At 69.6% G+C, this 23,060-nt stretch carries 21 protein-coding genes; 17 read left to right on the top strand and 4 right to left on the bottom strand.

Going from position 1 to position 23,060, the window contains the following annotated elements:
- The first annotated feature begins 25 nt into the window (after positions 1–25).
- The 13 genes from HDA43_RS13590 (at position 26) to HDA43_RS13530 (ending at position 15,517) form a co-directional block, all read left to right on the top strand.
- The gene (locus tag HDA43_RS13590) at positions 26–700 is read left to right on the top strand and encodes an NADH-quinone oxidoreductase subunit C (protein WP_179820472.1); all 675 of its coding nucleotides are present in this window, start codon (positions 26–28) and stop codon (positions 698–700) included.
- Positions 697–2,025: an NADH-quinone oxidoreductase subunit D gene (locus HDA43_RS13585; protein WP_179820470.1), complete on the top strand. Its 1,329-nt coding sequence runs from the start codon at positions 697–699 to the stop codon at positions 2,023–2,025. The genes HDA43_RS13590 and HDA43_RS13585 overlap by 4 nt, the downstream gene beginning before the upstream one ends.
- Positions 2,022–2,711 (top strand): NADH-quinone oxidoreductase subunit NuoE, encoded by a 690-nt coding sequence (nuoE, locus tag HDA43_RS13580; RefSeq protein WP_179820468.1) that lies wholly within the window; start codon positions 2,022–2,024, stop codon positions 2,709–2,711. The genes HDA43_RS13585 and nuoE overlap by 4 nt, the downstream gene beginning before the upstream one ends.
- Positions 2,708–3,994: an NADH-quinone oxidoreductase subunit NuoF gene (gene nuoF / locus HDA43_RS13575; RefSeq protein WP_179820465.1), complete on the top strand. Its 1,287-nt coding sequence runs from the start codon at positions 2,708–2,710 to the stop codon at positions 3,992–3,994. The genes nuoE and nuoF overlap by 4 nt, the downstream gene beginning before the upstream one ends.
- Positions 3,991–6,414, top strand: coding sequence for an NADH-quinone oxidoreductase subunit G (locus tag HDA43_RS13570; RefSeq protein WP_179820463.1), 2,424 nt, complete (start codon positions 3,991–3,993; stop codon positions 6,412–6,414). Before nuoF ends, HDA43_RS13570 begins: the two co-directional genes overlap by 4 nt.
- Positions 6,411–7,748, top strand: coding sequence for an NADH-quinone oxidoreductase subunit NuoH (gene nuoH, locus HDA43_RS13565; protein ID WP_179820461.1), 1,338 nt, complete (start codon positions 6,411–6,413; stop codon positions 7,746–7,748). The genes HDA43_RS13570 and nuoH overlap by 4 nt, the downstream gene beginning before the upstream one ends.
- The gene (gene nuoI, locus HDA43_RS13560; RefSeq protein WP_179820459.1) at positions 7,735–8,250 is read left to right on the top strand and encodes an NADH-quinone oxidoreductase subunit NuoI; all 516 of its coding nucleotides are present in this window, start codon (positions 7,735–7,737) and stop codon (positions 8,248–8,250) included. Before nuoH ends, nuoI begins: the two co-directional genes overlap by 14 nt.
- The gene (locus HDA43_RS13555) at positions 8,243–9,199 is read left to right on the top strand and encodes an NADH-quinone oxidoreductase subunit J (RefSeq protein ID WP_179820457.1); all 957 of its coding nucleotides are present in this window, start codon (positions 8,243–8,245) and stop codon (positions 9,197–9,199) included. The genes nuoI and HDA43_RS13555 overlap by 8 nt, the downstream gene beginning before the upstream one ends.
- Complete coding sequence (gene nuoK, locus HDA43_RS13550) at positions 9,196–9,492, top strand: NADH-quinone oxidoreductase subunit NuoK (RefSeq protein ID WP_179820454.1); 297 nt, start codon at positions 9,196–9,198, stop codon at positions 9,490–9,492. Before HDA43_RS13555 ends, nuoK begins: the two co-directional genes overlap by 4 nt.
- 70 nt (positions 9,493–9,562) lie before the next feature.
- Complete coding sequence (gene nuoL, locus HDA43_RS13545; protein ID WP_179823200.1) at positions 9,563–11,431, top strand: NADH-quinone oxidoreductase subunit L; 1,869 nt, start codon at positions 9,563–9,565, stop codon at positions 11,429–11,431.
- A complete protein-coding gene (locus tag HDA43_RS13540; protein ID WP_179820451.1) occupies positions 11,431–12,960 on the top strand; it encodes an NADH-quinone oxidoreductase subunit M in 1,530 nt (509 codons plus the stop codon). The genes nuoL and HDA43_RS13540 overlap by 1 nt, the downstream gene beginning before the upstream one ends.
- Positions 12,957–14,507 (top strand): NADH-quinone oxidoreductase subunit NuoN, encoded by a 1,551-nt coding sequence (gene nuoN / locus HDA43_RS13535; RefSeq protein ID WP_179820449.1) that lies wholly within the window; start codon positions 12,957–12,959, stop codon positions 14,505–14,507. The genes HDA43_RS13540 and nuoN overlap by 4 nt, the downstream gene beginning before the upstream one ends.
- Before the next feature lie 14 nt (positions 14,508–14,521).
- Positions 14,522–15,517, top strand: coding sequence for a polyprenyl synthetase family protein (locus HDA43_RS13530; protein WP_179820446.1), 996 nt, complete (start codon positions 14,522–14,524; stop codon positions 15,515–15,517).
- 29 nt (positions 15,518–15,546) lie between these two features.
- Here the strand turns inward: HDA43_RS13530 and rarD are convergent, their stop codons facing one another.
- Positions 15,547–16,470: an EamA family transporter RarD gene (gene rarD / locus HDA43_RS13525; protein WP_179820444.1), complete on the bottom strand. Its 924-nt coding sequence runs from the start codon at positions 16,468–16,470 to the stop codon at positions 15,547–15,549.
- A gap of 166 nt (positions 16,471–16,636) precedes the next feature.
- On the opposite strand from rarD, the gene msrA reads away from it, so the two are divergent.
- Complete coding sequence (gene msrA, locus HDA43_RS13520) at positions 16,637–17,296, top strand: peptide-methionine (S)-S-oxide reductase MsrA (protein ID WP_179820441.1); 660 nt, start codon at positions 16,637–16,639, stop codon at positions 17,294–17,296.
- 465 nt (positions 17,297–17,761) lie between these two features.
- On the opposite strand, the gene HDA43_RS13515 is transcribed toward msrA, so the two are convergent.
- Complete coding sequence (locus HDA43_RS13515; RefSeq protein ID WP_179820439.1) at positions 17,762–18,607, bottom strand: SDR family NAD(P)-dependent oxidoreductase; 846 nt, start codon at positions 18,605–18,607, stop codon at positions 17,762–17,764.
- Between the two features lie 134 nt (positions 18,608–18,741).
- On the opposite strand from HDA43_RS13515, the gene HDA43_RS13510 reads away from it, so the two are divergent.
- Positions 18,742–19,668, top strand: coding sequence for an RNA polymerase sigma-70 factor (locus tag HDA43_RS13510; RefSeq protein WP_179820436.1), 927 nt, complete (start codon positions 18,742–18,744; stop codon positions 19,666–19,668).
- A gap of 60 nt (positions 19,669–19,728) precedes the next feature.
- On the opposite strand, the gene HDA43_RS13505 is transcribed toward HDA43_RS13510, so the two are convergent.
- A complete protein-coding gene (locus HDA43_RS13505; protein WP_376770475.1) occupies positions 19,729–20,202 on the bottom strand; it encodes a transposase family protein in 474 nt (157 codons plus the stop codon).
- A 7-nt stretch (positions 20,203–20,209) separates the two neighbouring features.
- Between HDA43_RS13505 and HDA43_RS13500 the strand changes: the two genes are divergently transcribed.
- Positions 20,210–20,680: a hypothetical protein gene (locus tag HDA43_RS13500; protein ID WP_179820433.1), complete on the top strand. Its 471-nt coding sequence runs from the start codon at positions 20,210–20,212 to the stop codon at positions 20,678–20,680.
- A 524-nt stretch (positions 20,681–21,204) separates the two neighbouring features.
- Complete coding sequence (locus HDA43_RS13495; protein ID WP_179820431.1) at positions 21,205–21,792, top strand: 3'-5' exonuclease; 588 nt, start codon at positions 21,205–21,207, stop codon at positions 21,790–21,792.
- A gap of 289 nt (positions 21,793–22,081) precedes the next feature.
- On the opposite strand, the gene HDA43_RS13490 is transcribed toward HDA43_RS13495, so the two are convergent.
- Positions 22,082–23,041 carry a helix-turn-helix transcriptional regulator gene (locus HDA43_RS13490; protein WP_179820428.1) on the bottom strand — a complete coding sequence of 320 codons (960 nt, stop codon included), beginning with the start codon at positions 23,039–23,041 and terminating at the stop codon, positions 22,082–22,084.
- Positions 23,042–23,060 lie beyond the last annotated feature (19 nt).

Raw genomic sequence — 23,060 nt, 5'->3', positions numbered from 1 at the left:
CGGACGAGGAGCGGTAAGGCGACCGATGACTGACAACCTCCCCGAGATCCCGGAGGAGCCGATCGCCCGCACGGGCATGTTCGGCGCCACCGGCACCGGCGACACCTCCGGGTACGGCCGGCTGGTCGTGCGGCGCAAGCCCGAGCTGGCCACCCCGCGCCCCTACGGCGGCTACTTCGACACCATCGCCGACGAGCTGGAGCGCGCGCTCGGCGCGGACTTCGGCGACGCGATCGAGCGCGTGGTCGTCGACCGCGGCGAGCTGACCCTCCACGTCCGGCGTGAGCACCTGCCGAAGGTCGCCCGGACGCTGCGCGACGACCCGGCGCTGCGCTTCGAGCTGTCGCTCGGCGTCTCCGGCGTGCACTACCCGCACCTGGAGGGGGCGGAGCTGCACGCGGTGATCCACCTGTGCTCGATCACGCACAACCGGCGGCTGCGCCTGGAGATCTCCTGCCCCGACGCCGACCCGCACATTCCGTCCACGGTCTCGGTCTACCCGACCCACGACTGGCACGAGCGTGAGACGTGGGACTTCTTCGGGATCGTCTTCGACGGCCACCCGGCGCTGACCCGCATCATGATGCCCGACGACTGGGACGGCCACCCCCAGCGCAAGGACTACCCGCTCGGCGGAATCCCGGTGGAGTACCGCGGCGCCGAGATCCCGGCACCGGACCAGAGGAGGTCCTACCAATGAGTGCCCCCTACGACGAAGAGGTCACCGAGGGCAGGGTGTACACCGTCTCCGGCAACGACTGGTCGGAGCTGGTCGACTCCCTCAGCGGCCAGCAGGACCAGCAGCTCGTCGTCAACATGGGCCCGCAACACCCGTCCACGCACGGCGTGCTCCGCCTGGTGCTGAACCTCGACGGCGAGACGGTCACCGAGGCCCGCACGGTCATCGGCTACCTGCACACCGGCATCGAGAAGAACCTCGAGTACCGGACGTGGACCCAGGGCACCACGTTCGTCACCCGGATGGACTACCTCGCGCCGATCTTCAACGAGACCGCCTACTGCATGGGCGTGGAGAAGCTGCTCGGCATCACCGACCGGGTCCCCGAGCGGGCCCAGGCCATCCGCGTGATGATGATGGAGCTCACCCGCATCTCCTCGCACATGGTGGCCATCGGCACCTTCGGCATGGAGCTGGGCGCGACCACGCCGTTCCTCTTCGGGTCCCGCGAGCGCGAGATGGTGCTCGACCTGATGGAGTACATCACCGGCCTGCGGATGAACATGGCCTACGTCCGGCCCGGCGGCGTCGCCACCGACCTGCCGGCCGGCGCCGTGGACAAGGTCGGCGAGCTGCTCAAGGTCATGCCGGGCCGCATCCGCGACTTCCGCAAGATGCTCGACGCCAACCCGGTCTACCTCGCCCGCACCAAGGACGTCGCCTACCTCGACCTCACCGGCTGCATGGCCCTGGGCGTCACCGGGCCGATGCTGCGGGCCGCGGGCCTGCCGTGGGACCTGCGCAAGACGCAGCCCTACTGCGGCTACGAGACCTACGAGTTCGACGTGCCGACCGAGCGCAGCGCCGACGTCTACGGCCGCTACCTCGTGCGGGTGGCCGAGATGGAGGAGTCGCTCAAGATCATTGAGCAGGCCCTCGACCGGCTGGCCGGCCCGCTCAAGGGCGACCGCGTGATGGTGGACGACAAGAAGATCGGCTGGCCCGCGCAGCTCGCGCTCGGCCCCGACGGCTACGGCAACTCGCCCGACCACATCGCGCACATCATGAGCGGCTCGATGGAGGCGCTGATCCACCACTTCAAGCTGGTGACCGAGGGCTTCCGGGTCCCGGCGGGTCAGGCCTACGCCTCGGTCGAGTCGCCCCGCGGCGAACTGGGCGCGCACGTCGTCAGCGACGGCGGCACCCGCCCCTACCGCGTGCACTTCCGCGACCCGTCCTTCACGAACCTGCAGGCCGTCCCCGCCACCTGCGAGGGCGGCATGGTCGCCGACGTGATCTCCGCGGTCGCTTCCATCGACCCGGTTATGGGAGGTGTGGACCGATGAGCCATGAGGAGGACGCCGTCGTGGGCGCGACCTATCCGCCGGAGGTCCGCGAGCGTCTGGAACGGGACGCCAAGGAGATCATCGGCCGCTACCCGAAGCCGCGCTCGGCCCTGCTGCCGCTGCTGCACCTGGTGCAGTCGGAGGACGGCTACGTCTCCGACGCGGGCCACGAGTTCTGCGCCGAGATGCTCGGCCTGAGCAAGGCCGAGGTCGTGGGCGTCTCGACCTTCTACACGATGTACAAGCGCAGGCCGATGGGCGAGTACCACGTCGGCGTGTGCATCAACACGCTGTGCGCCGTCATGGGCGGCGACCAGATCTGGGACGAGCTGTCCGAGCACACCGGAGTGGGTCACGACGAGACCACCCCGGACGGGAAGGTCTCGCTGGAGCGGCTGGAGTGCAACGCCGCCTGCGACTTCGCCCCGGTGATGATGGTCAACTGGGAGTTCTTCGACAACCAGACCCCGGACTCGGCCAAGCAGCTCGTCGACGACCTGAGGGACGGCAAGAACGTCGCGCCGACCCGCGGCCCGAAGAAGCTGTGCACCTTCAAGGAGGCGTCTCGGGTGCTCGCCGGGCTGTCCGACGACCTGGCCGGTGAGGGCCCCTCGGCCGCCGGCGCCTCGCTGGAGGGCCTGAAGGTCGCCAAGGCCAACGGATGGAAGGCGCCCGAGGCACCATGACCACTCTCACCCCGGTCCTGACCGTGAACTGGGACCAGCCCGACTCCTTCACCCTCGACGGCTACGGCGACTACGCCGCCGCCCGCAAGGCGCTGACCATGGACCCCGACGCCGTCATCCAGGCGGTCAAGGACTCCGGTCTGCGCGGCCGCGGAGGCGCGGGCTTCCCCACCGGCATGAAGTGGGGATTCATCCCGCAGGGCGACGGCAAGCCGCACTACCTGGTGGTCAACGCCGACGAGTCCGAGCCCGGGACCTGCAAGGACATCCCGCTGATGATGGCCAACCCGCACTCGCTCGTCGAGGGCGTCATCATCACCTCCTACGCGATCCGCGCCAGCCACGCGTTCATCTACGTGCGCGGCGAGGTGCTGCACGTCATCCGCCGCCTGCGGGCGGCCGTGGCCGAGGCGTACGAGCGGGGCCTGCTCGGCAAGGACATCTTCGGCTCCGGCTTCGACCTGGAGCTGGTCGTCCACAGCGGGGCGGGCGCCTACATCTGCGGCGAGGAGACGGCGCTGCTCGACTCGCTGGAGGGCTATCGCGGCCAACCTCGGCTCAAGCCCCCCTTCCCCGCCGTGGCGGGCCTGTACGCCTCGCCGACTGTCGTGAACAACGTGGAGTCGGTGGCGAGTGTTCCCTCGATCATCACCAACGGCGCCGAGTGGTTCGCCTCGATGGGCACGGAGAAGTCCAAGGGCTTCGGCATCTTCTCCCTCAGCGGGCACGTCACCCGCCCCGGCCAGTACGAGGCGCCGCTCGGCATCACGCTGCGCGAGCTGCTCGACATGGCCGGCGGGATCCGCGCGGGTCACCGGCTGAAGTTCTGGACCCCCGGCGGGTCGAGCACCCCGATCTTCACCGACGAGCACCTGGACGTGCCGCTCGACTTCGAGTCGGTCGGCGCCAAGGGCTCCATGCTCGGCACCCGGGCCCTGCAGATCTTCGACGAGACCACCTGCGTGGTGCGCGCCGTACTGCGGTGGACCGAGTTCTACGCGCACGAGTCCTGCGGCAAGTGCACCCCCTGCCGGGAGGGCACCTACTGGCTCAAGCAGGTGCTCAAGCGGCTGGAGAAGGGTCAGGGCAGCGAGGAGGACCTGACCACGATCACCGACATCGCCGACAACATCCTGGGCCGCTCCTTCTGCGCCCTGGGCGACGGGGCCACCAGCCCCATCCACTCGTCGGTGAAGCTCTTCCGCGACGAGTACCTCAAGCACTTCGAGATCGGCGGCTGCCCGTTCGATCACGCTCCGTCCACGGTGTGGGGGACCGCATGACAGTCGAAGCGACCACCCCGGCCCAGGCGCCGGTAGACCTGGTGACCCTCACGATCGACGGCTTCCAGGTCAGCGTCCCCAAGGGGACGATGATCATCCGGGCGGCGGAGCTGCTCGGCATCCAGATCCCGCGGTTCTGCGACCACCCGCTGCTGGAGCCGGCCGCCAACTGCCGCCAGTGCCTGGTGGACATCACCGACGCCGGCAACGGCCGAGGCTTCCCCAAGCCGCAGCCGTCCTGCGCCATCGAGGCGGCCCCGGGCATGGTGGTGCAGACCCAGCTCACCTCCCCGGTGGCGGAGAAGGCTCAGCGCGGCGTCATGGAGCTGCTGCTGATGAACCACCCGCTGGACTGCCCGGTCTGCGACAAGGGCGGCGAGTGCCCCCTGCAGAACCAGGCGATGTCCAACGGGCAGGGCGAGAGCCGCTTCACCGAGGCCAAGCGGACCTTCCCCAAGCCGGTCGCGCTGTCCACCGAGGTGCTGCTCGACCGTGAGCGGTGCGTCCAGTGCGCCCGCTGCATCCGCTTCTCCGACGAGATCGCCGGCGACCCGCTCATCGACTTCTTCGAGCGCGGGGCCAAGGAGCAGGTCGGCGCCGCCGACGGGCAGCCGTTCGAGTCCTACTTCTCCGGCAACACCGTGCAGATCTGCCCGGTGGGCGCGCTGACCGGCGCCGCCTACCGCTTCCAGGCCCGCCCGTTCGACCTGGTCTCCACGCCCAGCGCGTGCGAGCACTGCGCCAGCGGCTGCTCGTTGCGCACCGACCACCGCCGCGGCAAGGTCACCCGCCGCCTCGCCGGGGACGACCCGGAGGTCAACGAGGAGTGGAACTGCGACAAGGGCCGCTGGGCGTTCACCTACACCACCGCGGCCGACCGGCTGAAGACCCCGCTGGTCCGTGACGAGGAGGGCCGCCTGGTCCCGGCCTCCTGGCCGGAGGCGCTCGCCGTCGCCGCCGCCGGGCTGGCCGCAGCCCGCGGCCGCGCCGGCGTGCTCGTCGGCGGCCGGGTCACGGTCGAGGAGGCCTACGCCTACTCCAAGTTCGCCCGGACCGCGCTCGGCACCAACGACATCGACTTCCGCTCCCGCCCCCTGTCGGCGGAGGAGACGCTGTTCCTCGCGCACGCCGTCGCCGGCAAGGGCATCGAGGTCCGCTACTCCGACCTGGAGGCGGCCCCGGCCGTGCTCCTCGCGGGCTTCGAGCCCGAGGATGAGTCGCCGATCGTCTTCCTGCGGCTGCGCAAGGCGTGGCGCAAGAAGGGCCTGCCGGTCTTCTCGATCGCCCCGTTCGCGAGCCCCGGCCTGGCCAAGATGGGCGGCACGCTGCTGCGCGCGCTGCCCGGCGCCGAGGCCGAGGCCCTGGACGAGCTGATCTCCGGCGGCTCGCCGGCCGCCGAGGCCCTCCGCAGGCCGGGCGCGGTCATCCTCGCCGGCGAGCGGCTCGCCACCGCGCCCGGCGCGCTCTCGGCGCTGGTACGGCTGGCCGACGCGACCGGTGCCCGGCTGGCCTGGGTGCCGCGCCGGGCCGGTGAGCGCGGCGCCGTCGAGGCGGGCGCGCTGCCGAACCTGCTGCCGATCGGCCGCCCGGTCGCCGACGAGACGGCCCGCGCCGAGGTGGCCCGGGTCTGGAACGTCACCTCGCTGCCGGACACCCCCGGCCGCGACACCTCCGGCATCCTGGGCGCGGCGCTGGACGGCGAGCTGGACGCGCTCATCGTGGCCGGCGTCGACCCCTACGACCTGGCCGACCCCGAGGCCGCGCTGGCGGCCCTGGAGAACACCCCGTTCATCGTGAGCCTGGAGCAGCGGGCCAGCGCCGTCACCGACCGCGCGGACGTGGTGCTGCCGGTCGCCGCGGCGGCCGAGAAGTCCGGCACGTTCGTCAACTGGGAGGGGCGCGGCCGCACGTTCGACCAGGCGCTCCGGGTGCCCGGGGTGATGAGCGACCTGCGGGCCCTGACCGCGATCGCCGACCACATGGACGTCCACCTCGGCCTGCCCGACCCGGCCGCCGCCCGCCGCGAGCTCGGCTCGATCGGCGCCTGGCGCGGCCCCCGGGCCGCCGCCCCGGACATCGCCGGCCGCCGGGTTCCGGCCCTGCGGCCGGGCGAGGCGACCCTCGCCACCTGGCACCTGCTGCTCGACGACGGGCGCCTGCAGGACGGCGAGCCGTACCTCGCGGGCACCGCCCGTGAGGCCGCGGCGCTGGTGTCGGCGGCCACCGCGGCCGCGTCGGGGGTATCCGACGGCGACAAGATCGTCGTCACCGGCGAGCGGGGCTCGCTGAGCGTCCCGGTGCGGATCGCCGACCTGCCCGACGGAGTCGTGTGGCTGCCGTCGAACTCCGCCGGCCGCTCGGTGACCCGAGACCTGGGCGCCGTCGCCGGTGACACCGTAAAGATCGGGAGTGTCTCGTGAGGACTACTCTGCTAGCAGCGGCCGATCCGACCCTCGCCGACTTCGGCAAGGACCCGCTCTGGATCAGCATCATCAAGGCCGTCGTCATCTTCATCGTCCTGATGCTGGGCGTGCTGTTCGGCGTGTGGTTCGAGCGCAAGCTGATCTCCCGCATGCAGAACCGCTACGGCCCCAACCGGGCCGGCAAGTTCGGTCTCCTGCAGTCGGTCGCCGACGGCCTGAAGATGGGCCTCAAGGAAGACCTGATGCCCCGGACCGTCGACAAGGTGATCTACTTCATCGCCCCGGTGGTCCTGGCGGTCCCGGCGTTCCTGGCCTTCTCGGTCGTCCCGATGGGCCCGATGGTCTCCATGTTCGGCGTCGAGACGCCGCTGCAGCTCACCGACCTGCCGGTCGCGGTGCTGCTGGTGCTGGCGATGGCCTCGGTCGGCGTGTACGGCATCGTGCTCGCCGGCTGGGGGTCGCGCTCGCCGTACGCGATGCTGGGCGGCCTGCGGGCCAGCGCCCAGGTTGTGTCCTACGAGATCGCGATGGGCCTGTCGTTCGTCGGCGTGTTCCTGTACGCCGGAACGCTGTCCACCTCCGAGATCGTCAGCGCGCAGGCCGGCGGCAACGAGCTCTTCGGCGTGCCGATGCCGTCGTGGTACATGATCACCCTGTTCCCGTCCTTCGTCATCTACGTCATCACGATGCTGGGCGAGACCAACCGGGTGCCCTTCGACCTGCCCGAGGGTGAGGGCGAGCTGGTCGGCGGCTTCCAGACGGAGTACTCCAACTCGCTGAAGTTCGCGGTCATCATGCTCGCCGAGTACGTCAACGTGTTCGTCGTCTCGGCCATATCGATCACCCTCTTCATGGGCGGCTGGCGTGCCCCGTGGCCGATCTCCCTGTGGGACGGCGCGAACAGCGGCTGGTGGCCGCTGCTGTGGTTCTTCGCGAAGATGGTGCTGGTCTTCGCCTTCTTCGTCTGGTGCCGCGCCTCGCTGCCGCGAGTCCGCTACGACCAGCTCATGGCCCTGGGATGGAAGATCCTCATCCCGGTCAACCTCGCCTGGATCCTGCTGATCGCCACCGCCAAGGCGTTCCGCCTGACCGGCACCGACCGGACGCTCGTGTACGCGCTGGGCGTCGTGGTGCTCATCGGCTGCGCCCTCATCTGGTGGCGCTTCGACAGCGTCCTGCAGCGGCGCAAGGAGGAGCGGGAGGCCCAGGTCCAGGCCGAGTTCGAGGAACTCGGCGCCGAGCCCGCCGCGGGCGGCTTCCCCGTGCCGCCGCTCGACCTGCCGCACTACCACGGGGTGGCGCGCAAGGAGGTTTCCAGTGGGAGCAACTGATTGGCTGAACCCCGTCAAGGGGTTCGGCGTGACCTTCCACACGATGTTCAAGAAGGTCGAAACGGTCAACTACCCCGAGGAGAAGCGGCCCACGGCTCCGCGGTTCCACGGCCGGCACCAGCTCAACCGCTGGCCCGACGGCCTGGAGAAGTGCGTCGGCTGTGAGCTGTGCGCCTGGGCCTGCCCGGCGGACGCGATCTACGTCGAGGGTGGCGACAACACCGACGAGGAGCGTTACTCGCCGGGTGAGCGCTACGGGCGCGTCTACCAGATCAACTACCTGCGGTGCATCCTGTGCGGCCTGTGCATCGAGGCCTGCCCGACCCGCGCGTTGACCATGACGAACGAGTACGAGCTCGCCGACTCCAGCCGCGAGAGCCTCATCTACACCAAGGAGATGCTCCTCGCGCCGCTCGGGCCGGGGATGGAGACTCCGCCGCACCCCATGCGCCTGGGCGAGACCGAAGAGGACTACTACCGGCTGGGACGCAACAATGGGTGAGACCGTCACGTTCTGGGTGCTGGCCGTCGTCTCGGTCTCCGCCGCCCTCGGCCTCGTCTTCAGCCGCAGGGCCGTCTACTCGGCCCTGATGCTGGGCGTCGTCATGCTGTCCCTCGCGGTGCTCTACGCCGTCCAGGACGCCCCGTTCCTCGCCGCGGTGCAGATCGTCGTCTACACCGGCGCGGTCATGATGCTCTTCCTGTTCGTGCTCATGCTCGTCGGCGTCGACTCCGCCGACTCGCTGGTCGAGACGATCAAGGGGCAGCGCTTCTGGGCCGCGATCGCGGGCCTGGCCTTCGTGCTCCTGCTCGCCCTGGGCGTCGGCAACGCCGCGTTCAGCCCGGCGGTCGGCGTCGAGGGCGCGGCGAAGGAGGCGGGCGGCAACGTCCCGGCGCTGGCCCAGCTCATCTTCACCCGGTACGTCTTCGCCTTCGAGGTCACCTCGGCGCTGCTGATCACCGCCGCGCTCGGCGCCATGGTCCTGGCCCACCGCGAGCGGGTCCGGCCCAAGGCCACCCAGCGCGACCTGGCCCGCGCCCGGTTCGCCGGGCCGCAGCCGTCGCCGCTGCCCGGGCCCGGCACCTACGCCCGGCACAACGCCATCGACATGCCGGCCCTGCTGCCCGACGGCTCGGTGGCGGTCAAGTCGATCAACCGGGTGCTGGCCCGGCACGACATGGAGGACGGCATCCGGCCCACCGACCCCGAGAAGGCCGCGCTCATCCGCCAGGTCATCGACAAGGAGAAGGCCGGCGAGCCCGACGAGGCGGCCGGCGAGGCCGCCGCGGGCGAGGGCTTCCGGGTCGAGGAGAGCGTCGCCGAGCGCAACCCCGCCGTCGAGAGTCCCGCGGCCGCCCAGGGCGCCCCGGCCGAGGACGGCGTCGCCGAGCGCGACTCCGCCGTCGCCGGACACGACCGGGAAGCGGCTCAACGAGAGGAAGGCCAGTGACCACCCACTACCTGGTGCTCTCCGCGCTGCTGTTCGCGATCGGCGCCGTCGGCGTGCTGATCCGGCGCAACGCGATCGTGGTGTTCATGTGCGTGGAGCTCATGCTCAACGCCTGCAACCTCGCGTTCGTGACCTTCGCCCGGCAGCACGGAAACCTTGACGGTCAGCTCATCGCGTTCTTCGTGATGGTGGTGGCCGCGGCCGAGGTCGTGGTCGGCCTTGCCATCATCGTGATGATCTTCCGAACCCGCAGGTCGGCGTCGGTGGACGACGCGAACCTGCTGAAGTACTAAGAGGTGGCCGGTGCAATCTCCCGTTGAGATCTTCCAGCACTCCGGTGGGGTGATCGGGGTCTCCTGGCTGATGATCGCGCTGCCGTTGCTCGGCGCCGCGGTCCTCCTGCTGGGCGGCCGCCGCACCGACCGCTGGGGTCACCTCCTCGGCGTGGTGATGTCGCTGGCCGCCTTCGTGGTGGCCGTCGCAGCCTTCGTCGAACTGCTCGGCCTGCCCGCCGGGGAGCGCCGCCGGGCGATCAGCCTGTACGAGTTCATCCCCGGCGTCGCCGACACGGGGCTGCTGATCGACCCGCTGTCGATCAGCTTCGCGCTGCTGATCACCGGTGTGGGCTCGCTGATCCACATCTACTCGATCGGCTACATGTCGCACGACCCCGACCGGCGCAGGTTCTTCTCCTACCTGAACCTGTTCGTCGCGGCGATGCTGCTGCTGGTGCTGTCGGACAACTACCTCGGCCTGTTCGTCGGCTGGGAGGGCGTGGGTCTGGCGTCCTACCTGCTGATCGGGTTCTGGCAGTTCAAGCCCACCGCGGCGACCGCCGCGAAGAAGGCGTTCATCGTCAACCGCGTCGGCGACCTCGGGCTGCTGATCGCGCTGTTCACGATCTGGTCGGTCTTCGGCTCGTTCGCCTACAAGAACCTCGGCGCCGGCGCCGTACAGGACGCGCTGGCCGGTGGCAGCCTGTCCCAGGGCACGGTCACCGCGATCGGCCTGCTGCTGCTCCTCGGCGCCTGCGGCAAGTCGGCGCAGCTGCCGCTGCAGTCCTGGCTGCTCGACGCGATGGAGGGCCCGACCCCGGTCTCGGCCCTCATCCACGCCGCGACCATGGTCACCGCCGGCGTCTACCTGGTCGTCCGGTCCGGCGCGTTCTTCGAGGCCGCCCCGACCGCGCAGCTCGTCGTGACGATCGTCGGCGTGGCCACGCTGCTCGCCGGTGCGATCATCGGTTGCGCCAAGGACGACATCAAGAAGGGCCTGGCCGGTTCGACGATGTCGCAGATCGGCTACATGATGCTCGGCGCGGGCCTCGGCCCGGTCGGCTACGCCTTCGCCATCGCGCACCTGATCACGCACGGCTTCTTCAAGGCCAACATGTTCCTCGGCGCGGGCTCGGTCATGCACGCGATGAACGACGAGGTCAACATGCGCCGCTACGGCGGCCTGTTCACGGTGATGAAGATCACCGCGGTCACCTTCTTCATCGGCTACCTCGCGATCATCGGCTTCCCGCTGCTCTCCGGTTACTACACCAAGGAGGGCATCATCGAGACGGCCATGGAGCACAACGAGATCCTCGGCTGGCTCGCCGTGCTCGGCGCCGGTCTGACCGGCTTCTACATGTCGCGGATGGTCTTCATGACCTTCTTCGGCAAGCGGCGCTGGGCCGACGACGCCCACCCGCACGAGTCGCCGTCGGTCATGACCGTCCCGCTGGTCCTGCTGTCCATCGGCTCGATCGGCCTGGGCGCCTACCTGATCCTCGGCAACCGGTTCATGAAGTTCCTCGCCCCGGCCGTCGGCCTGCCGGCGGAGCTGCCCGAGCCGCACATCTTCGGCGTCGGCACGGTCGGCCTGGCCACGCTCGCACTGGTCGCGATCGGCGCCGCGTTCGCCTGGTTCCGGTACGGCGCCGCCGAGGTGCCCGAGGTCGCCCCGCGCGGCTCCTTCCTCACCGTCTTCGCCCGCCGCGACCTGTACGGCGACGCCCTGAACGAGGCGCTGTTCATGCGCCCCGGCCAGTGGCTGACCCGGATCGCGGTGTTCTTCGACAACCGCGGCATCGACGGCCTGGTCAACGGGCTGGCCGCGGGCATCGGCGGGACCTCCGGGCGGGTGCGCCGCATCCAGACCGGCTACGTCCGGTCCTACGCGTTGTCCATCCTCTTCGGTGCCGCCGTGGTCGTTGGCGCGCTGCTCTACGTAGGGACCATGTGATGCCCTGGCTCTCAACCCTGATGGCCGTGCCCGTACTGGGCGCGGTGGGTGTCTCCCTTGTCAAGAACGACAAGCTCGCCAAGCAGGTCGCCCTGGCGGTCTCGCTGGTCGTGCTGGCGCTCACGGTCGTCATGGCGACCCGGTTCGACCCCTCTTCGGCCGAGCGGTTCCAGTTCGCCGAGGTCCACCAGTGGATCCCGCGGTTCGGCGTCCACTACGGCGTCGGCGTGGACGGCATCGCGCTGGTGCTGATCGCGCTGTCGGCGCTGCTCGTGCCGATCGTGATCCTGGCCTCCTGGCACGACGCGGACGGCACCGGGGCCGCGGCCCCGCCCAAGCGGTCGGTGCGGACCTACTTCGCGCTGCTGCTGGTGCTGGAAGCGATGATGATCGGCGTCTTCGCGGCGACCGACGTCTTCCTCTTCTACGTGTTCTTCGAGGCCATGCTGATCCCGATGTACTTCATGATCGGGTCGTACGGCGGCGTCCAGCGGTCCTACGCGGCCGTGAAGTTCCTGCTCTACTCGCTCTTCGGCGGCCTGCTCATGCTGGTCGCGGTGATCGCCCTCTACGTGGTCGCCGAGAAGAACACCTTCATGTTCCCCGAGCTGATCGGGGCCATCCAGGACCCGGGCACCCAGAAGTGGCTCTTCCTGGGCTTCTTCATCGCCTTCGCGGTCAAGGCGCCGCTGTGGCCGTTCCACACCTGGCTGCCCGACGCCGCGGCGCAGGCCCCGGCCGGCGCCGCCGTGCTGCTGGTCGGCGTGCTGGACAAGGTCGGCACCTACGGCATGCTCCGCTTCTGCCTGGAGCTGTTCCCGGAGGCGTCGAAGTTCTTCACCCCGCTGGTGATCGTGCTGGCCGTGGTCGGCATCGTCTACGGCGCGATCGTGGCCATCGGCCAGACCGACATGAAGCGCCTGATCGCCTACACCTCGATCTCGCACTTCGGCTTCATCGCTTTGGGCGTCTTCGCGATGACGAAGGACGCCGGCGCGGGCGCCACGCTGTACATGGTCAACCACGGGTTCTCCACCGGCGCGCTGTTCCTGATCGCCGGGTTCCTGATCTACCGCCGGGGTTCCAGCCGCATCGCCGACTACGGCGGCGTGCAGAAGGTCTCCCCGGTGCTCGCCGGGTCCTTCCTGATCGCCGGCCTGTCCGGTCTGTCGCTGCCGGGCCTGTCGACGTTCGTCAGCGAGTTCATGGTCCTCATGGGCTCCTACGAGCGTTACAAGGTCGCGGCGATCATCGCCGCCTCCGGCGTGGTGCTGGCGGCGATCTACATCCTGTGGATGTACCAGCGGACGATGAACGGCCCGACGGCCGAGTCGGTCAAGGGCTTCACCGACCTCAACGCACGTGAGCGGTGGGTGGTGGGCCCGCTGGTCGCGCTCCTCATCGTCTTCGGTTTCTTCCCCAAGCCGATGCTCGACGTGATCAATCCCGCGGTGGACAAGACGCTCTCCAGCGTTCATGTGACCCCGTTCACCCCGGCCGTCGCTGAGAAGAAGGGGGCCGGGCAGTGAACGGCACCATCCAAGCTCCGACGATCGAATACGCGCTGCTCTCCCCGATGCTGATCGTGTTCGGCGCGGCGATCATCGGAGTCCTGATCGAGGCGTTCGCGCCTCGCTATCTGCGCAAGTCGATCCACATGCCGCTGACGCTGCTGGCGCTGCTCGGCGCGTTCGCCACCACGATCCTCGGGGGGGTGAACGGCCTGCCGACCAGCGCCTCCGCCATGGGCGCGGTCGCGGTCGACGGGCCGGCCCTGTTCGTCTGGGGCATCATCCTCATCCTCGCCTTCGTCAGCGTGCTGCTGATCAACGACGACGAGCAGTTCGTCGCGCAGGCGGCCGCCGTACCGGGCAGCTCCGACGAGGAGGAGGCGGTCCGCAGCGGCTACGCGCAGACCGAGGTCTACCCGCTGCTGCTGTTCGCGGTCGGCGGCATGCTGCTGTTCTCCTCCGCCAACGACCTGCTGGCCATGTTCGTCGGCCTGGAGGTCATGTCGCTGCCGCTGTACCTGCTGTGCGGCCTGGCCCGCCGTCGCCGCCTGCTGTCGCAGGAGGCGTCGGTCAAGTACTTCCTGCTCGGCGCGTTCTCCTCGGCCTTCTTCCTGTACGGCATGGCCCTGGTGTACGGCTACACCGGGACGGTGAGCCTCAAGGGCATCGGCGACGCGCTCGGCGTGGTCTCCGGTCAGGAGACGCTGCTGCTGATCGGCACCGCGATGCTCGGCGTCGGCCTGCTGTTCAAGATCGGCGCCGCGCCGTTCCAGGCGTGGAAGCCCGACGTCTACCAGGGCGCGCCGACCGCGGTCACCGCCCTGATGGCCTCCACCGTCCTGGTGGCCGCCTTCGGCGCGGTGCTGCGCGTCTTCTGGGTCGCCCTGGGCGGCCTGGAGTGGAACTGGCAGCCGGTCATGTGGGGCATCGCGATCCTGACCATGATCGTCGGTGCGATCCTGGCCATCACCCAGACCGACATCAAGCGGATGCTCGCCTACTCCTCGGTCGCGCACGCGGGCTTCCTGCTCACCGGCGTGATCGCCACCGGCGCCGCCGCGCAGAACGCCAAGGCGCTGTCGGCCATCCTGTTCTACCTCGCCGCGTACGGCTTCACCACGGTCGGCGCGTTCGCGGTGGTCACCATGGTCCGCGACGCGGGCGGCGAGGCCGGTCACCTGTCCCGCTGGGCGGGCCTGGGCAAGCGGTCGCCGTTCCTGGCCGGAGTCTTCGCGTTCTTCCTGCTGGCCTTCGCGGGCATCCCGCTGACCAGCGGTTTCTTCGGGAAGTACGCGGTGTTCGCGGCGGCGGTCTCCGGCGGCGCGGTGCCGCTGGTCGTGGTCGGCGTGGTGAGCTCGGCCATCGCCGCGTTCTTCTACGTCCGGGTGATCGTGCTGATGTTCTTCAACGACCCCGCGGCGGACGGGCCGAGCATCGCCGTCCCCACTGTGGGGACCTCGGCTGTGGTCGCACTCGCGGCAGCGGCTACCGTAGTGCTGGGAGTCTTCCCCCAGCCGGTGCTCGATCTCGCGGACCAGGCTGCGTCCGCGTTGTTCATTCGTTAGAGGAGTAGTGCTTCATGGCTGCGCCACCGGTTGTTGATCTGCCTTTCATCGACGAACGGCTGGCGCAGGACCTCACAGCGGGGCTGGGAGAGGTCGAGAAGCTGCTGCGGGCCTCGGTGGAGAGCGACGACGCCTTCGTGACGGAGGCGTCCAAACACCTCATCGAGGCCGGCGGCAAGCGGTTCCGGGCGATGCTCGTGCTGCTGGCCGCCCAGTTCGGCGCCGCGGACGCCCCCGGGGTCGTACCGGGGGCGGTGGTCATCGAGCTGACCCACCTGGCGACGCTCTACCACGACGACGTCATGGACGAGGCCCCGGTGCGCCGGGGCTCCCCGTCGGCCAACGCCCGGTGGGACAACACCGTGGCGATCCTGACCGGCGACTACCTGTTCGCCCAGGCGTCGGAGATCCTCGCCGACCTCGGCGCCGACATCATCCGCATCCAGGCGCAGACGTTCTCCCGCCTGGTGCGCGGGCAGATCCGCGAGACCATCGGCCCCCGCCCCGGCGAGGACGCGGTCGCCCACTACATCAACGTCCTGGCCGACAAGACCGGCTCCCTCATCGCGACCTCCGGCCGGTTCGGCGCCCTGCTGAGCGGCGCCGCGCCGGAGGTCGTCGAGCGGCTGACCCGGGCCTGCGAGGCCATCGGCGTGGCATGGCAGCTCGGCGACGACCTGCTCGACGTCGCCTCGGAGTCGGCCGAGTCCGGCAAGACCCCCGGCACCGACCTGCGCGAGGGCGTCCGGACGCTGCCGGTGCTGCACGTCCTGGCCTCCGACGACCCCGCCGACGCCCGGCTGCGCGAGCTGCTGGCCGGTCCGGTGGCCGAGGAGGACGTCGAGGAGGCCCTGCGCCTGCTGCGCGCCAACCCGGCCATGGAGCAGGCCCGCGCCGAGCTCGTCGCCTGGGCCGACCGGGCCCGCGAGGACCTGTCGGGCCTGCCCGACATCCCGGCCCGCGCCGCCTACCTGGCGCTGTGCGACTACGTGGTCGAGCGCTCGGGCTGATCGGGCCGTAGCCCCGGTACGGGGCCTCCCTATCCGGGCGTGCCCGCCGGCTCCAGATCGCGGAGCGCGACGCGGCGCGCCTGGTGGGCGGCCCGGAGGCTGTCCCAGGTGAAGATCGACAGGGCCAGCCAGACGATGGCGAACCCGGCCCACCGGCTGGCCGGCATCGCCTCGTGGACGACGAACACCCCGCACAGGAACTGCAGCACCGGGGCGATGTACTGCAGCAGGCCGATCGTGGTGAGCGGCACCCGGATCGCGGCGGCGGTGAAGCAGAGCAGCGGCACGGCCGTGATCGCGCCGGCGCCGGCCAGCAGGAGGGCGTGGCCCGTGCCCGCGTTCGCGAAGGTGCCCTCACCCTGGACCTGCAGGTAGACCAGGTAGGCGAACGCGGGCACCAGCAGCACCAGCGTCTCGATGGTCATGCTCTCCGCGGCCCCGACCGCCGCGATCTTCTTGATGAGACCGTAGGTGCCGAAGCTGGCGGCCAGGACCAGCGCGATCCACGGCAGCCTGCCGTAGTCGACCGTGAGGACGACGACGGACAGGGCGCCCATGCCGACCGCCGCCCACTGCAGCGGCCGCAGCCGCTCCTTGAGCAGGAAGACGCCGAACAGGACGCTGACCAGGGGGTTGATGAAGTAGCCGAGCGCGCTCTCGACCACGTGGCCGGTGTTGACCGCGTAGATGTAGACGCCCCAGTTCACGGTGACGATCGCCGCGGCCAGGACGAGCAGGCCGAGCTTGCGGGGAGTGCGCAGGAGCTCACCGAACCACGACCAGTGCCGCCGGACCGCCAGGATGGCGGCGACGACCACCAGGGACCACACCATGCGATGGGCGAGGATCTCCAGGGCGCCGGACGGCTTCAGCAGCGGCCAGTAGAGGGGGAAGAGTCCCCACATGGCGTAGGCGGCGATGCCGTACAGGACTCCTCGGCGCGATTCAGGCATGTTTCATATTTTCGCTGCTTACCACATTTAATACAAATTAGCGATGCTTCGTTAATTGTTAAGCGGCACTTACGGGAACATCGGGGTGCGCGCACTGGTTCCCCCTGTAGCGACAGGCGAGGACGCCCGGGTCCCCTGGAGCGACAGGTGAGGAGGATGTCGGCAAATGGGCTGGCTGTTCGGCAACAAGACTTCCATGGTGTCCCCGGAGAACGCGCTGCCGGGCCGTGACACGAGGATGGCGGTGCCCGCGCGCCACGCGGTCCTCGACGCCCCGCTGGCTCCGCCGTACCCCCAGGGGACCGAGATCGCCGACTTCGGCCTCGGCTGCTTCTGGGGCGCCGAGCGGAAGTTCTGGCAGACCCCCGGCGTGGTGTCCACCTCCGTCGGCTACGCCGGCGGGTACACCCCCAACCCCACCTACGAGGAGGTCTGCACCGGGCAGACCGGCCACGCCGAGGTCGTCCGCGTGGTCTTCGACCCGGCCAGGATCTCCTACGAGGAGCTGCTGCGCGTCTTCTGGGAGGCCCACGACCCCACCCAGGGCATGCGCCAGGGCAACGACGTCGGCACCCAGTACCGCTCGGCGATCTACTTCCACTCGCCCGAGCAGGAGAAGGCCGCCCTGGCCTCGCGCGACGCCTACCGGAAGGTGCTCGCCGACGCGGGCTACGGCGACATCACCACCGAGATCGCCCCGGCCGGCGACTACTTCTACGCCGAGGAGTACCACCAGCAGTACCTTTGGCACAACAAAAACGGCTACTGCGGCATTGGCGGAACGGGCGTGGCCTGTCCGGTGGGCCTGACCTCCGGCGAGGCGTAGACCTGCGGAGACAGCCGATTGCTGACCTGAGGTCGCCCGACTCATCCGGTGTCGATCTCGGGTCAGTGCTGTTTCTGGCGACGATCTTCTCTACAGGGTTGAAGGCGATCCGCCTTCGGTGGCTCGCCGCGCGTCAGGCGGTCGCCGGCCGCGCTGCGGCTCTTCGGCCGGTCGCGACCAGCGCCGCCCACGCGCCCTGAGTGCGCTGGGGCATCAATGAGCGCTTTTCATCCTGAGTAGCGGCCTTCTTCGATGAGCTGCAGGACAAGGATGGTTGCATGATCGCCGTGCCGGGCGTCGGGGCCGTAAGCGACTGAGGTGGAAGCCCGATCATCCCGCCCACGTGGGAGCAGGCTCCAACTCCGTCAGGACAATCCGGCTCACCGGCCGAGCGGATCGCCCGGACGCCCAGGTGGCCTGGGCGACCTGGGCGCCGCTCGCCGGTTGCGCGGCCTCTCACCTGAGTCAGCGGGCTTCGAGGTTGCCGTGGGCCTCGATTGAGAGGTCCTGCCAGTCGGCCCAGGTCTTGAGCCGGTCGGCGTAGGCCCGCTCGATCAGTGGGTGGAAGCCCATGCCGAACAACACCCGCACCGGCGGGTTGGCGGAGTCCACGAGCTTCAGCAGTGCCTGCGCCGCGGCGGCCGGGTCGCCTGCGGGCATCTTCCCTGTCATCGCCCCGAGGCGCTGACGGAGACCGTCGTAGGCCGGGTCGGGCTTGGCCATGTAGCCGTTGGCGAGCGGGTCGGGGTTGTTGCCGTCCCGGGTGGCGAAGCCGCCAGGCTCGATGATGGTCACCTTGACGCCGAACGCGGCGACCTCACCGGCGAGCGCCTCGTTCAGGCCCTCCAGGGCCCACTTAGAGGCGTGGTACGCGCCGCCGAGCGGCATCGCGATGACCCCGGCGGCCGAGGAAAGCTGGATGATGTGCCCCGAGCGCTGCTCGCGCAGGTACGGCAGCGCGGCCTGGACCACCCACACCGCGCCGAACAGATTGGTCTCGAGCTGGTCGCGCAGTTCCTGTTCGGTAAGTTCTTCGACCGCGCCGACCTGGGCGTAGCCGGCGTTGTTCACGATGACGTCGAGCCTGCCGAAGTGCTCCTTGGCGCGCTTCACGCTCTCGAAGACGGTGGCCCTGTCGGTCACGTCCATCTCCAGTGGAAGCACCGCGTCTCCATAGGTGCCGGCCAGCGCCCGCAGGCTCGCGGAATTCCGGGCGGTGGCAGCGACCTTGTCGCCGCGCGCCAGGGCGGCCTCCACGAAGTTGCGGCCCAGGCCGCGGGATGAGCCGGTGACGAACCAAACCTTCTGCATGGTGTGCTCCTTGTTGCCGCTTTCAGCCGTTACAACCCCCTGGACGAGATAGCCCGGCAGAGATGTGAGATCACCGGTGTGTGACCTGCGACACCATGTCACCTTTATCCTGAGTGGTGATATCAATGGTCGGCATGACTCGCGTCGAGGACTTCCAGGAACTGAGGCCGCTGCTTTTCGCGATCGCCTACCGCATCCTGGGCAGTGTGAGCGAGGCCGAGGACGCCGTCCAGGAGGCCTGGCTGCGCTACGAAGGTTCCCCGACCCAGCCCGAGTCACCCAAGGCCTTCCTGTCGGCCACGGTGACGCGGATCTCGATCGACGTGCTGCGCTCGGCCCGCGTCCGGCGCGAGGCTTACGTCGGGCCATGGTTCCCCGAACCGCTGCTGACCGACCCCTACCAGGACCCGGAGCGGTCGGCGGAGCTGTCCGACTCGTTGTCGATGGCGGCGCTGATCCTGCTGGAGCGGCTCAGCCCGCTCGAGCGTGCGGTCTTCGTGCTCCGCGAGGTGTTCGCCTTCAGCTACCGGGAGATCGCCGCCGCGGTGGAGCGGTCGGAGGCGGCCTGCCGCCAGCTCGCGGTGCAGGCGCGCCGTCACATGGACGCGGGCCGGCCCCGCTTCGAGGCGGATCGCCGGGCCCGCGAGCAGCTCGCCGGGAGGTTCTTCCATGCGATGAGGGAGGGGGACGTTACAGGGCTGCAGGAACTGCTGGCCGCCGACGTCCAGCTGGTCAACGACGGCGCGGGCAAGATCGGGAGTACGATCCCCCTCTTCGGCGTCGCGAAGGTCGCCCGGGTGCTGTCCGTCGCCGTCCCGCCGTTCGCCCAGATCGGCGCGGTGCTGGAGGCGCACGAGGTGAACGGCCAGCCGGGTGCGATCATCCGCGACCGAGACGGTCACATCTTCAACGTCTGGACGCTCGACATCCTGGACGGACGCATCCAGACCATCCGCTCGATCGTCAATCCCGACAAGCTCGCTCACCTAGGCCCCGTCGCCGACGCCCACGCGGTCATCCGCGAGAAGAAGCAGACCCGCCGCGACCAGCAGACGCCATGATGGGCGGCACGCGGGTCGGCCGGACGGAGTCCCGCAAGGCGCTCAATGACGACTGGCAGGTCAACTCGGGTATCGCAATCTCAGCTGGTCCATTGAGCCCTTCAATCCTGAGTAGGGGTCGGCTTCGACGGCGTGCAGGACGAGGATGGCCTGCACGGTCGCGGTGGCCCGGCGAGGACGGCAGCGGAGCTTGGCCGGGGCCTTCCACGTCTTCAGGGTCGCGATGGCGCGTTCGCCGAGGGCTCGGATGCGGGCGTGGGCACGGTTGACGTCCTTCTGCCCGCGTGACAGCCGCGGCCGGTGCCGGTGGCGCTTGAACGGGGTGCGGACCGTGCCCCCTGCGCCTTGGTAGCCCTTGTCGGCGAAGGTCGGCACGCCGTTGACCGTCAGTGCGTCGATCAGGCCCACGATGCGGGCCGCGGTCAGGTCGTGCACCGCCCCGGGAAGAGCAGGAGAGGCCCGGACCAAGCGCTCCCGTGTGACCGTTGCGGCACTCCTGGATCGGTCCGCATCAGAACGTGTTCTGACATACACTCGTGGAGTGAGCACTGGCCATGCCGACGCGGTGACGTTCTCCGACCTGTCGAGAAATCCCCGGGCGGTCGCCGAGCGCGCGGCGCGCCTGGGGCGGGTGCGTGTCACGCATCGGGATGCTCCAGATTTCTACTTGACCACGGTGGACCGTGAAGAGGAACGCGAACAGACGCTGGCCACTGCGTCCCGGCTGTTCCTTGCTTTGATCAAGTACGACCCCACCGCGCATGCGCTGGTCATAGCCATGCCGGAGGTCTTCCCCTGGGTTCGCCACCTGTCCTCGGACGAACTTCGTGCCTTCACGCTCGAGCTGGTCGAAGCACTCTCCGACGCAGCCGAGCTGGATGTCGATGCCACCGTTCAGGAGGTCGTCGCAGGCTGGCGGGCCACTGCCAGAATCAAGGCTGACCCTGCGCAGTACGGCGAAGCTCGCCGGCCCACGAGTGGAGACTCTGGGCCGGTGCAGGTTTCGCCATGAGCCCGAAGCGCGGAGATCGAGTTACGGTGCCACCGTCGGATGACGAGCGGGATGACCGGTTCGGCACCAGCGACGCAGTCAGGGGCTGGGAGGAACTGTGCCGTCATGCCTTGGCCAATACGCGCTGATGCTTCGAGGTGTTGCGGGTTGATCCCCGTTCACGCTCCAGCCACGACCGGCAACATCGCCTGCGCGGTGACCTCGCGACTGTGAAGTCAAGTGCTATCACCGGCAGTACCGGTACAAGGTGCCGAACGGGTATTGCGGCATCGGTGGGACCGGCGTGGCCTGTCCGGTTGGACCGGCCTCCGGCGAGGCGTGGACCTGCGGAGACAGCCGATTGCCGACCTGAGGTCGCCTGGTTCGTCCGGTGTCGATCTCGGATCAGGGCTGTTTCCGGCGACGATCTTCTTCACGGGGTCAAGGCGTGAGATCCGGCTCGAAGAGGTCATGTCGGCGGTGACGGTGTGGACATGCAGAAATCGAGGTGCCTGAACCGGGCGCGCGTCCCTACCCTCGGCCCCATGCACCACGAATCCGCCCTGCTGAACGTTATCGATGTGGAAGCCACCTGCTGGGACGGACAGCCGCCGCCCGGCTCTGTGAACGAGATCATCGAGATCGGTCTCACCGTCGTGGACGTGTCGGCACGGCGCCGCGTGTCCCGGCACCGTGTCTTGGTCCGCCCTGTACGGTCGGCGGTGAGCGACTTCTGCACTGAACTGACCGGACTGACGCAGGCCGAGGTGGAACGAGGCGTCACCTTCGCCGAGGCATGCCGGATCCTCGTCGAGGAGTACGAGGCCGGGGAGCGCCCCTGGGCGAGCTGGGGCGAGTACGACCGTCGGCAATTCGCTCGGCAGAGTCAGGCCGACGGGGTGGCCTACCCGTTCGGCTATCCAACGGAGCGCACCCACACCAACGCCAAGGCCGTGTTCGCCGCGGCCTACGGGCTGCGCAAGAAACCCGGCATGAACCACGCTCTACAGATCGCCGGACTGCCGCTGGAGGGCCGCCATCACCGCGGCGAGGACGACGCGTGGAACATCGCCGCACTCGTCCTCGATCTGTTGGGCCGCGGGGCATGGCCGGTCACGGCTACAGCCGTCTAGAGAGCGTTTCGTCGAATCAGGCTTGATGCCCGGTGCGGACTCTGCGACCCAGCGATCGGATCTTCCACCCGGTCGGTGACCGGTCGCTTGGCACGGTCATCCCGACCGCCGGAACTTCAGCCTCGTTCCGAGGCTGCGGCCTCGCCTCCATCGACTCTCCAGTTCCCTTGGCGTTCAGGAAGAATCGGACCTCCGTTGCAGACGGAGAGTTGGTATTTCCCGAACAGGGGCGGCAGCCGGAATGCGGGACGTTCGGGCGGCGTCGGGCCTGTTCCCGGAGGCTGGAGTCTCAGGCGGGTCCGGGTGATGCGGCCCGGACGAAGCGCTCGCCCCATTCGCGGATGTACGTGATGAATTCCGGCGGGCCCAGCACCTCGAACTCCGCGCCCACGTTGCCCAGCGCCTGGGCCGGCCAGTCCAGTGAGGTCGAGGTCATCCTGAGCAGGCAACTGCGTTCGCCGGCTTCTTCGACCGTCCCCCACTGACCGACCGTCGTGCGTACCCATGCGGCGGGTGCGTGCACGAGTGCCTCGACCGTGTACGGCTCGGGCACGCCGCCGGCCGCTCTGACGAACGCCGCCGCGTCCTGCGTGGGCAGGTCGCGCGGGCGGAAACGTGCTCCCGTCGCCTGCGCCTGTGCCAGGCGGTCGAGCCGGAAGCTGCGCCAGTCCTGCCGGGTCAGGTCGTAGGCGACCAGATACCAGCGGCGGCCGAGGGTCACCAGCCGGTACGGCTCGACCTCGCGCGATGAGGGCTCGCGGCCCCGTGCGGCGTAGGAGAAGCGCAGCCGCTCCTCGTCCCGGCACGCCTGGGCGACGGTGGTCAGCACGTCCACCGTGACGACCGGCTCCGCCGAGGTCGCGGAGACCGTCGCCCCGCGCAGGACGTCCACGCGGCGGCGCAGCCGGGGCGGCATGACCTGGACGACCTTGGTGAGGGCCCGGATCGCGGACGCCTCCATGCCCGTGATCGAGCTCCGCGCGGCCTCACCCATGCCGACGGCGAGCGCGACCGCCTCCTCCTCGTCGAGCAGCAGCGGCGGCAGCACGGCGCCGGGCGCGAGCTGATACCCGCCGTCGGTCCCGCGCGCGGCGTGCACCGGATACCCCAGCTCCCGCAGCCGGTCGACGTCACGACGAAGCGTCCGTTCGGAGACGCCGAGCCGGTCGGCCAGTTCCGTGCCCGCCCATTGGCGGTGGGTCTGCAGGAGGGCCAGCAGCCGGAGGGTGCGTGAGCTCGTGTTCGCCATGGTTCCAGTCTCCCCGAAC

The sequence above is a fragment of the Streptosporangium sandarakinum genome (assembly GCF_013409935.1).
Lineage (GTDB): Bacteria > Actinomycetota > Actinomycetes > Streptosporangiales > Streptosporangiaceae > Streptosporangium > Streptosporangium nondiastaticum.
Note: the sequence above shows the minus strand (reverse complement) of the source record. Positions and strands in the feature narration are given on the sequence as shown.

What these genes read in the sequence shown, in the direction of transcription:
- HDA43_RS13590 (WP_179820472.1), top strand. Translation starts at nt 26, where the DNA reads ATGACTGACAACCTCCCCGAGATCCCGGAGGAGCCGATCGCCCGCACG.
- HDA43_RS13585 (WP_179820470.1), top strand. Translation starts at nt 697, where the DNA reads ATGAGTGCCCCCTACGACGAAGAGGTCACCGAGGGCAGGGTGTACACC.
- nuoE (WP_179820468.1), top strand. Translation starts at nt 2,022, where the DNA reads ATGAGCCATGAGGAGGACGCCGTCGTGGGCGCGACCTATCCGCCGGAG.
- nuoF (WP_179820465.1), top strand. Translation starts at nt 2,708, where the DNA reads ATGACCACTCTCACCCCGGTCCTGACCGTGAACTGGGACCAGCCCGAC.
- HDA43_RS13570 (WP_179820463.1), top strand. Translation starts at nt 3,991, where the DNA reads ATGACAGTCGAAGCGACCACCCCGGCCCAGGCGCCGGTAGACCTGGTG.
- HDA43_RS13555 (WP_179820457.1), top strand. Translation starts at nt 8,243, where the DNA reads ATGGGTGAGACCGTCACGTTCTGGGTGCTGGCCGTCGTCTCGGTCTCC.
- nuoL (WP_179823200.1), top strand. Translation starts at nt 9,563, where the DNA reads ATGATCGCGCTGCCGTTGCTCGGCGCCGCGGTCCTCCTGCTGGGCGGC.
- HDA43_RS13540 (WP_179820451.1), top strand. Translation starts at nt 11,431, where the DNA reads ATGCCCTGGCTCTCAACCCTGATGGCCGTGCCCGTACTGGGCGCGGTG.
- HDA43_RS13530 (WP_179820446.1), top strand. Translation starts at nt 14,522, where the DNA reads ATGGCTGCGCCACCGGTTGTTGATCTGCCTTTCATCGACGAACGGCTG.
- rarD (WP_179820444.1), bottom strand. Translation starts at nt 16,470, where the DNA reads ATGCCTGAATCGCGCCGAGGAGTCCTGTACGGCATCGCCGCCTACGCC.
- msrA (WP_179820441.1), top strand. Translation starts at nt 16,637, where the DNA reads ATGGGCTGGCTGTTCGGCAACAAGACTTCCATGGTGTCCCCGGAGAAC.
- HDA43_RS13515 (WP_179820439.1), bottom strand. Translation starts at nt 18,607, where the DNA reads ATGCAGAAGGTTTGGTTCGTCACCGGCTCATCCCGCGGCCTGGGCCGC.
- HDA43_RS13510 (WP_179820436.1), top strand. Translation starts at nt 18,742, where the DNA reads ATGACTCGCGTCGAGGACTTCCAGGAACTGAGGCCGCTGCTTTTCGCG.
- HDA43_RS13495 (WP_179820431.1), top strand. Translation starts at nt 21,205, where the DNA reads ATGCACCACGAATCCGCCCTGCTGAACGTTATCGATGTGGAAGCCACC.
- HDA43_RS13490 (WP_179820428.1), bottom strand. Translation starts at nt 23,041, where the DNA reads ATGGCGAACACGAGCTCACGCACCCTCCGGCTGCTGGCCCTCCTGCAG.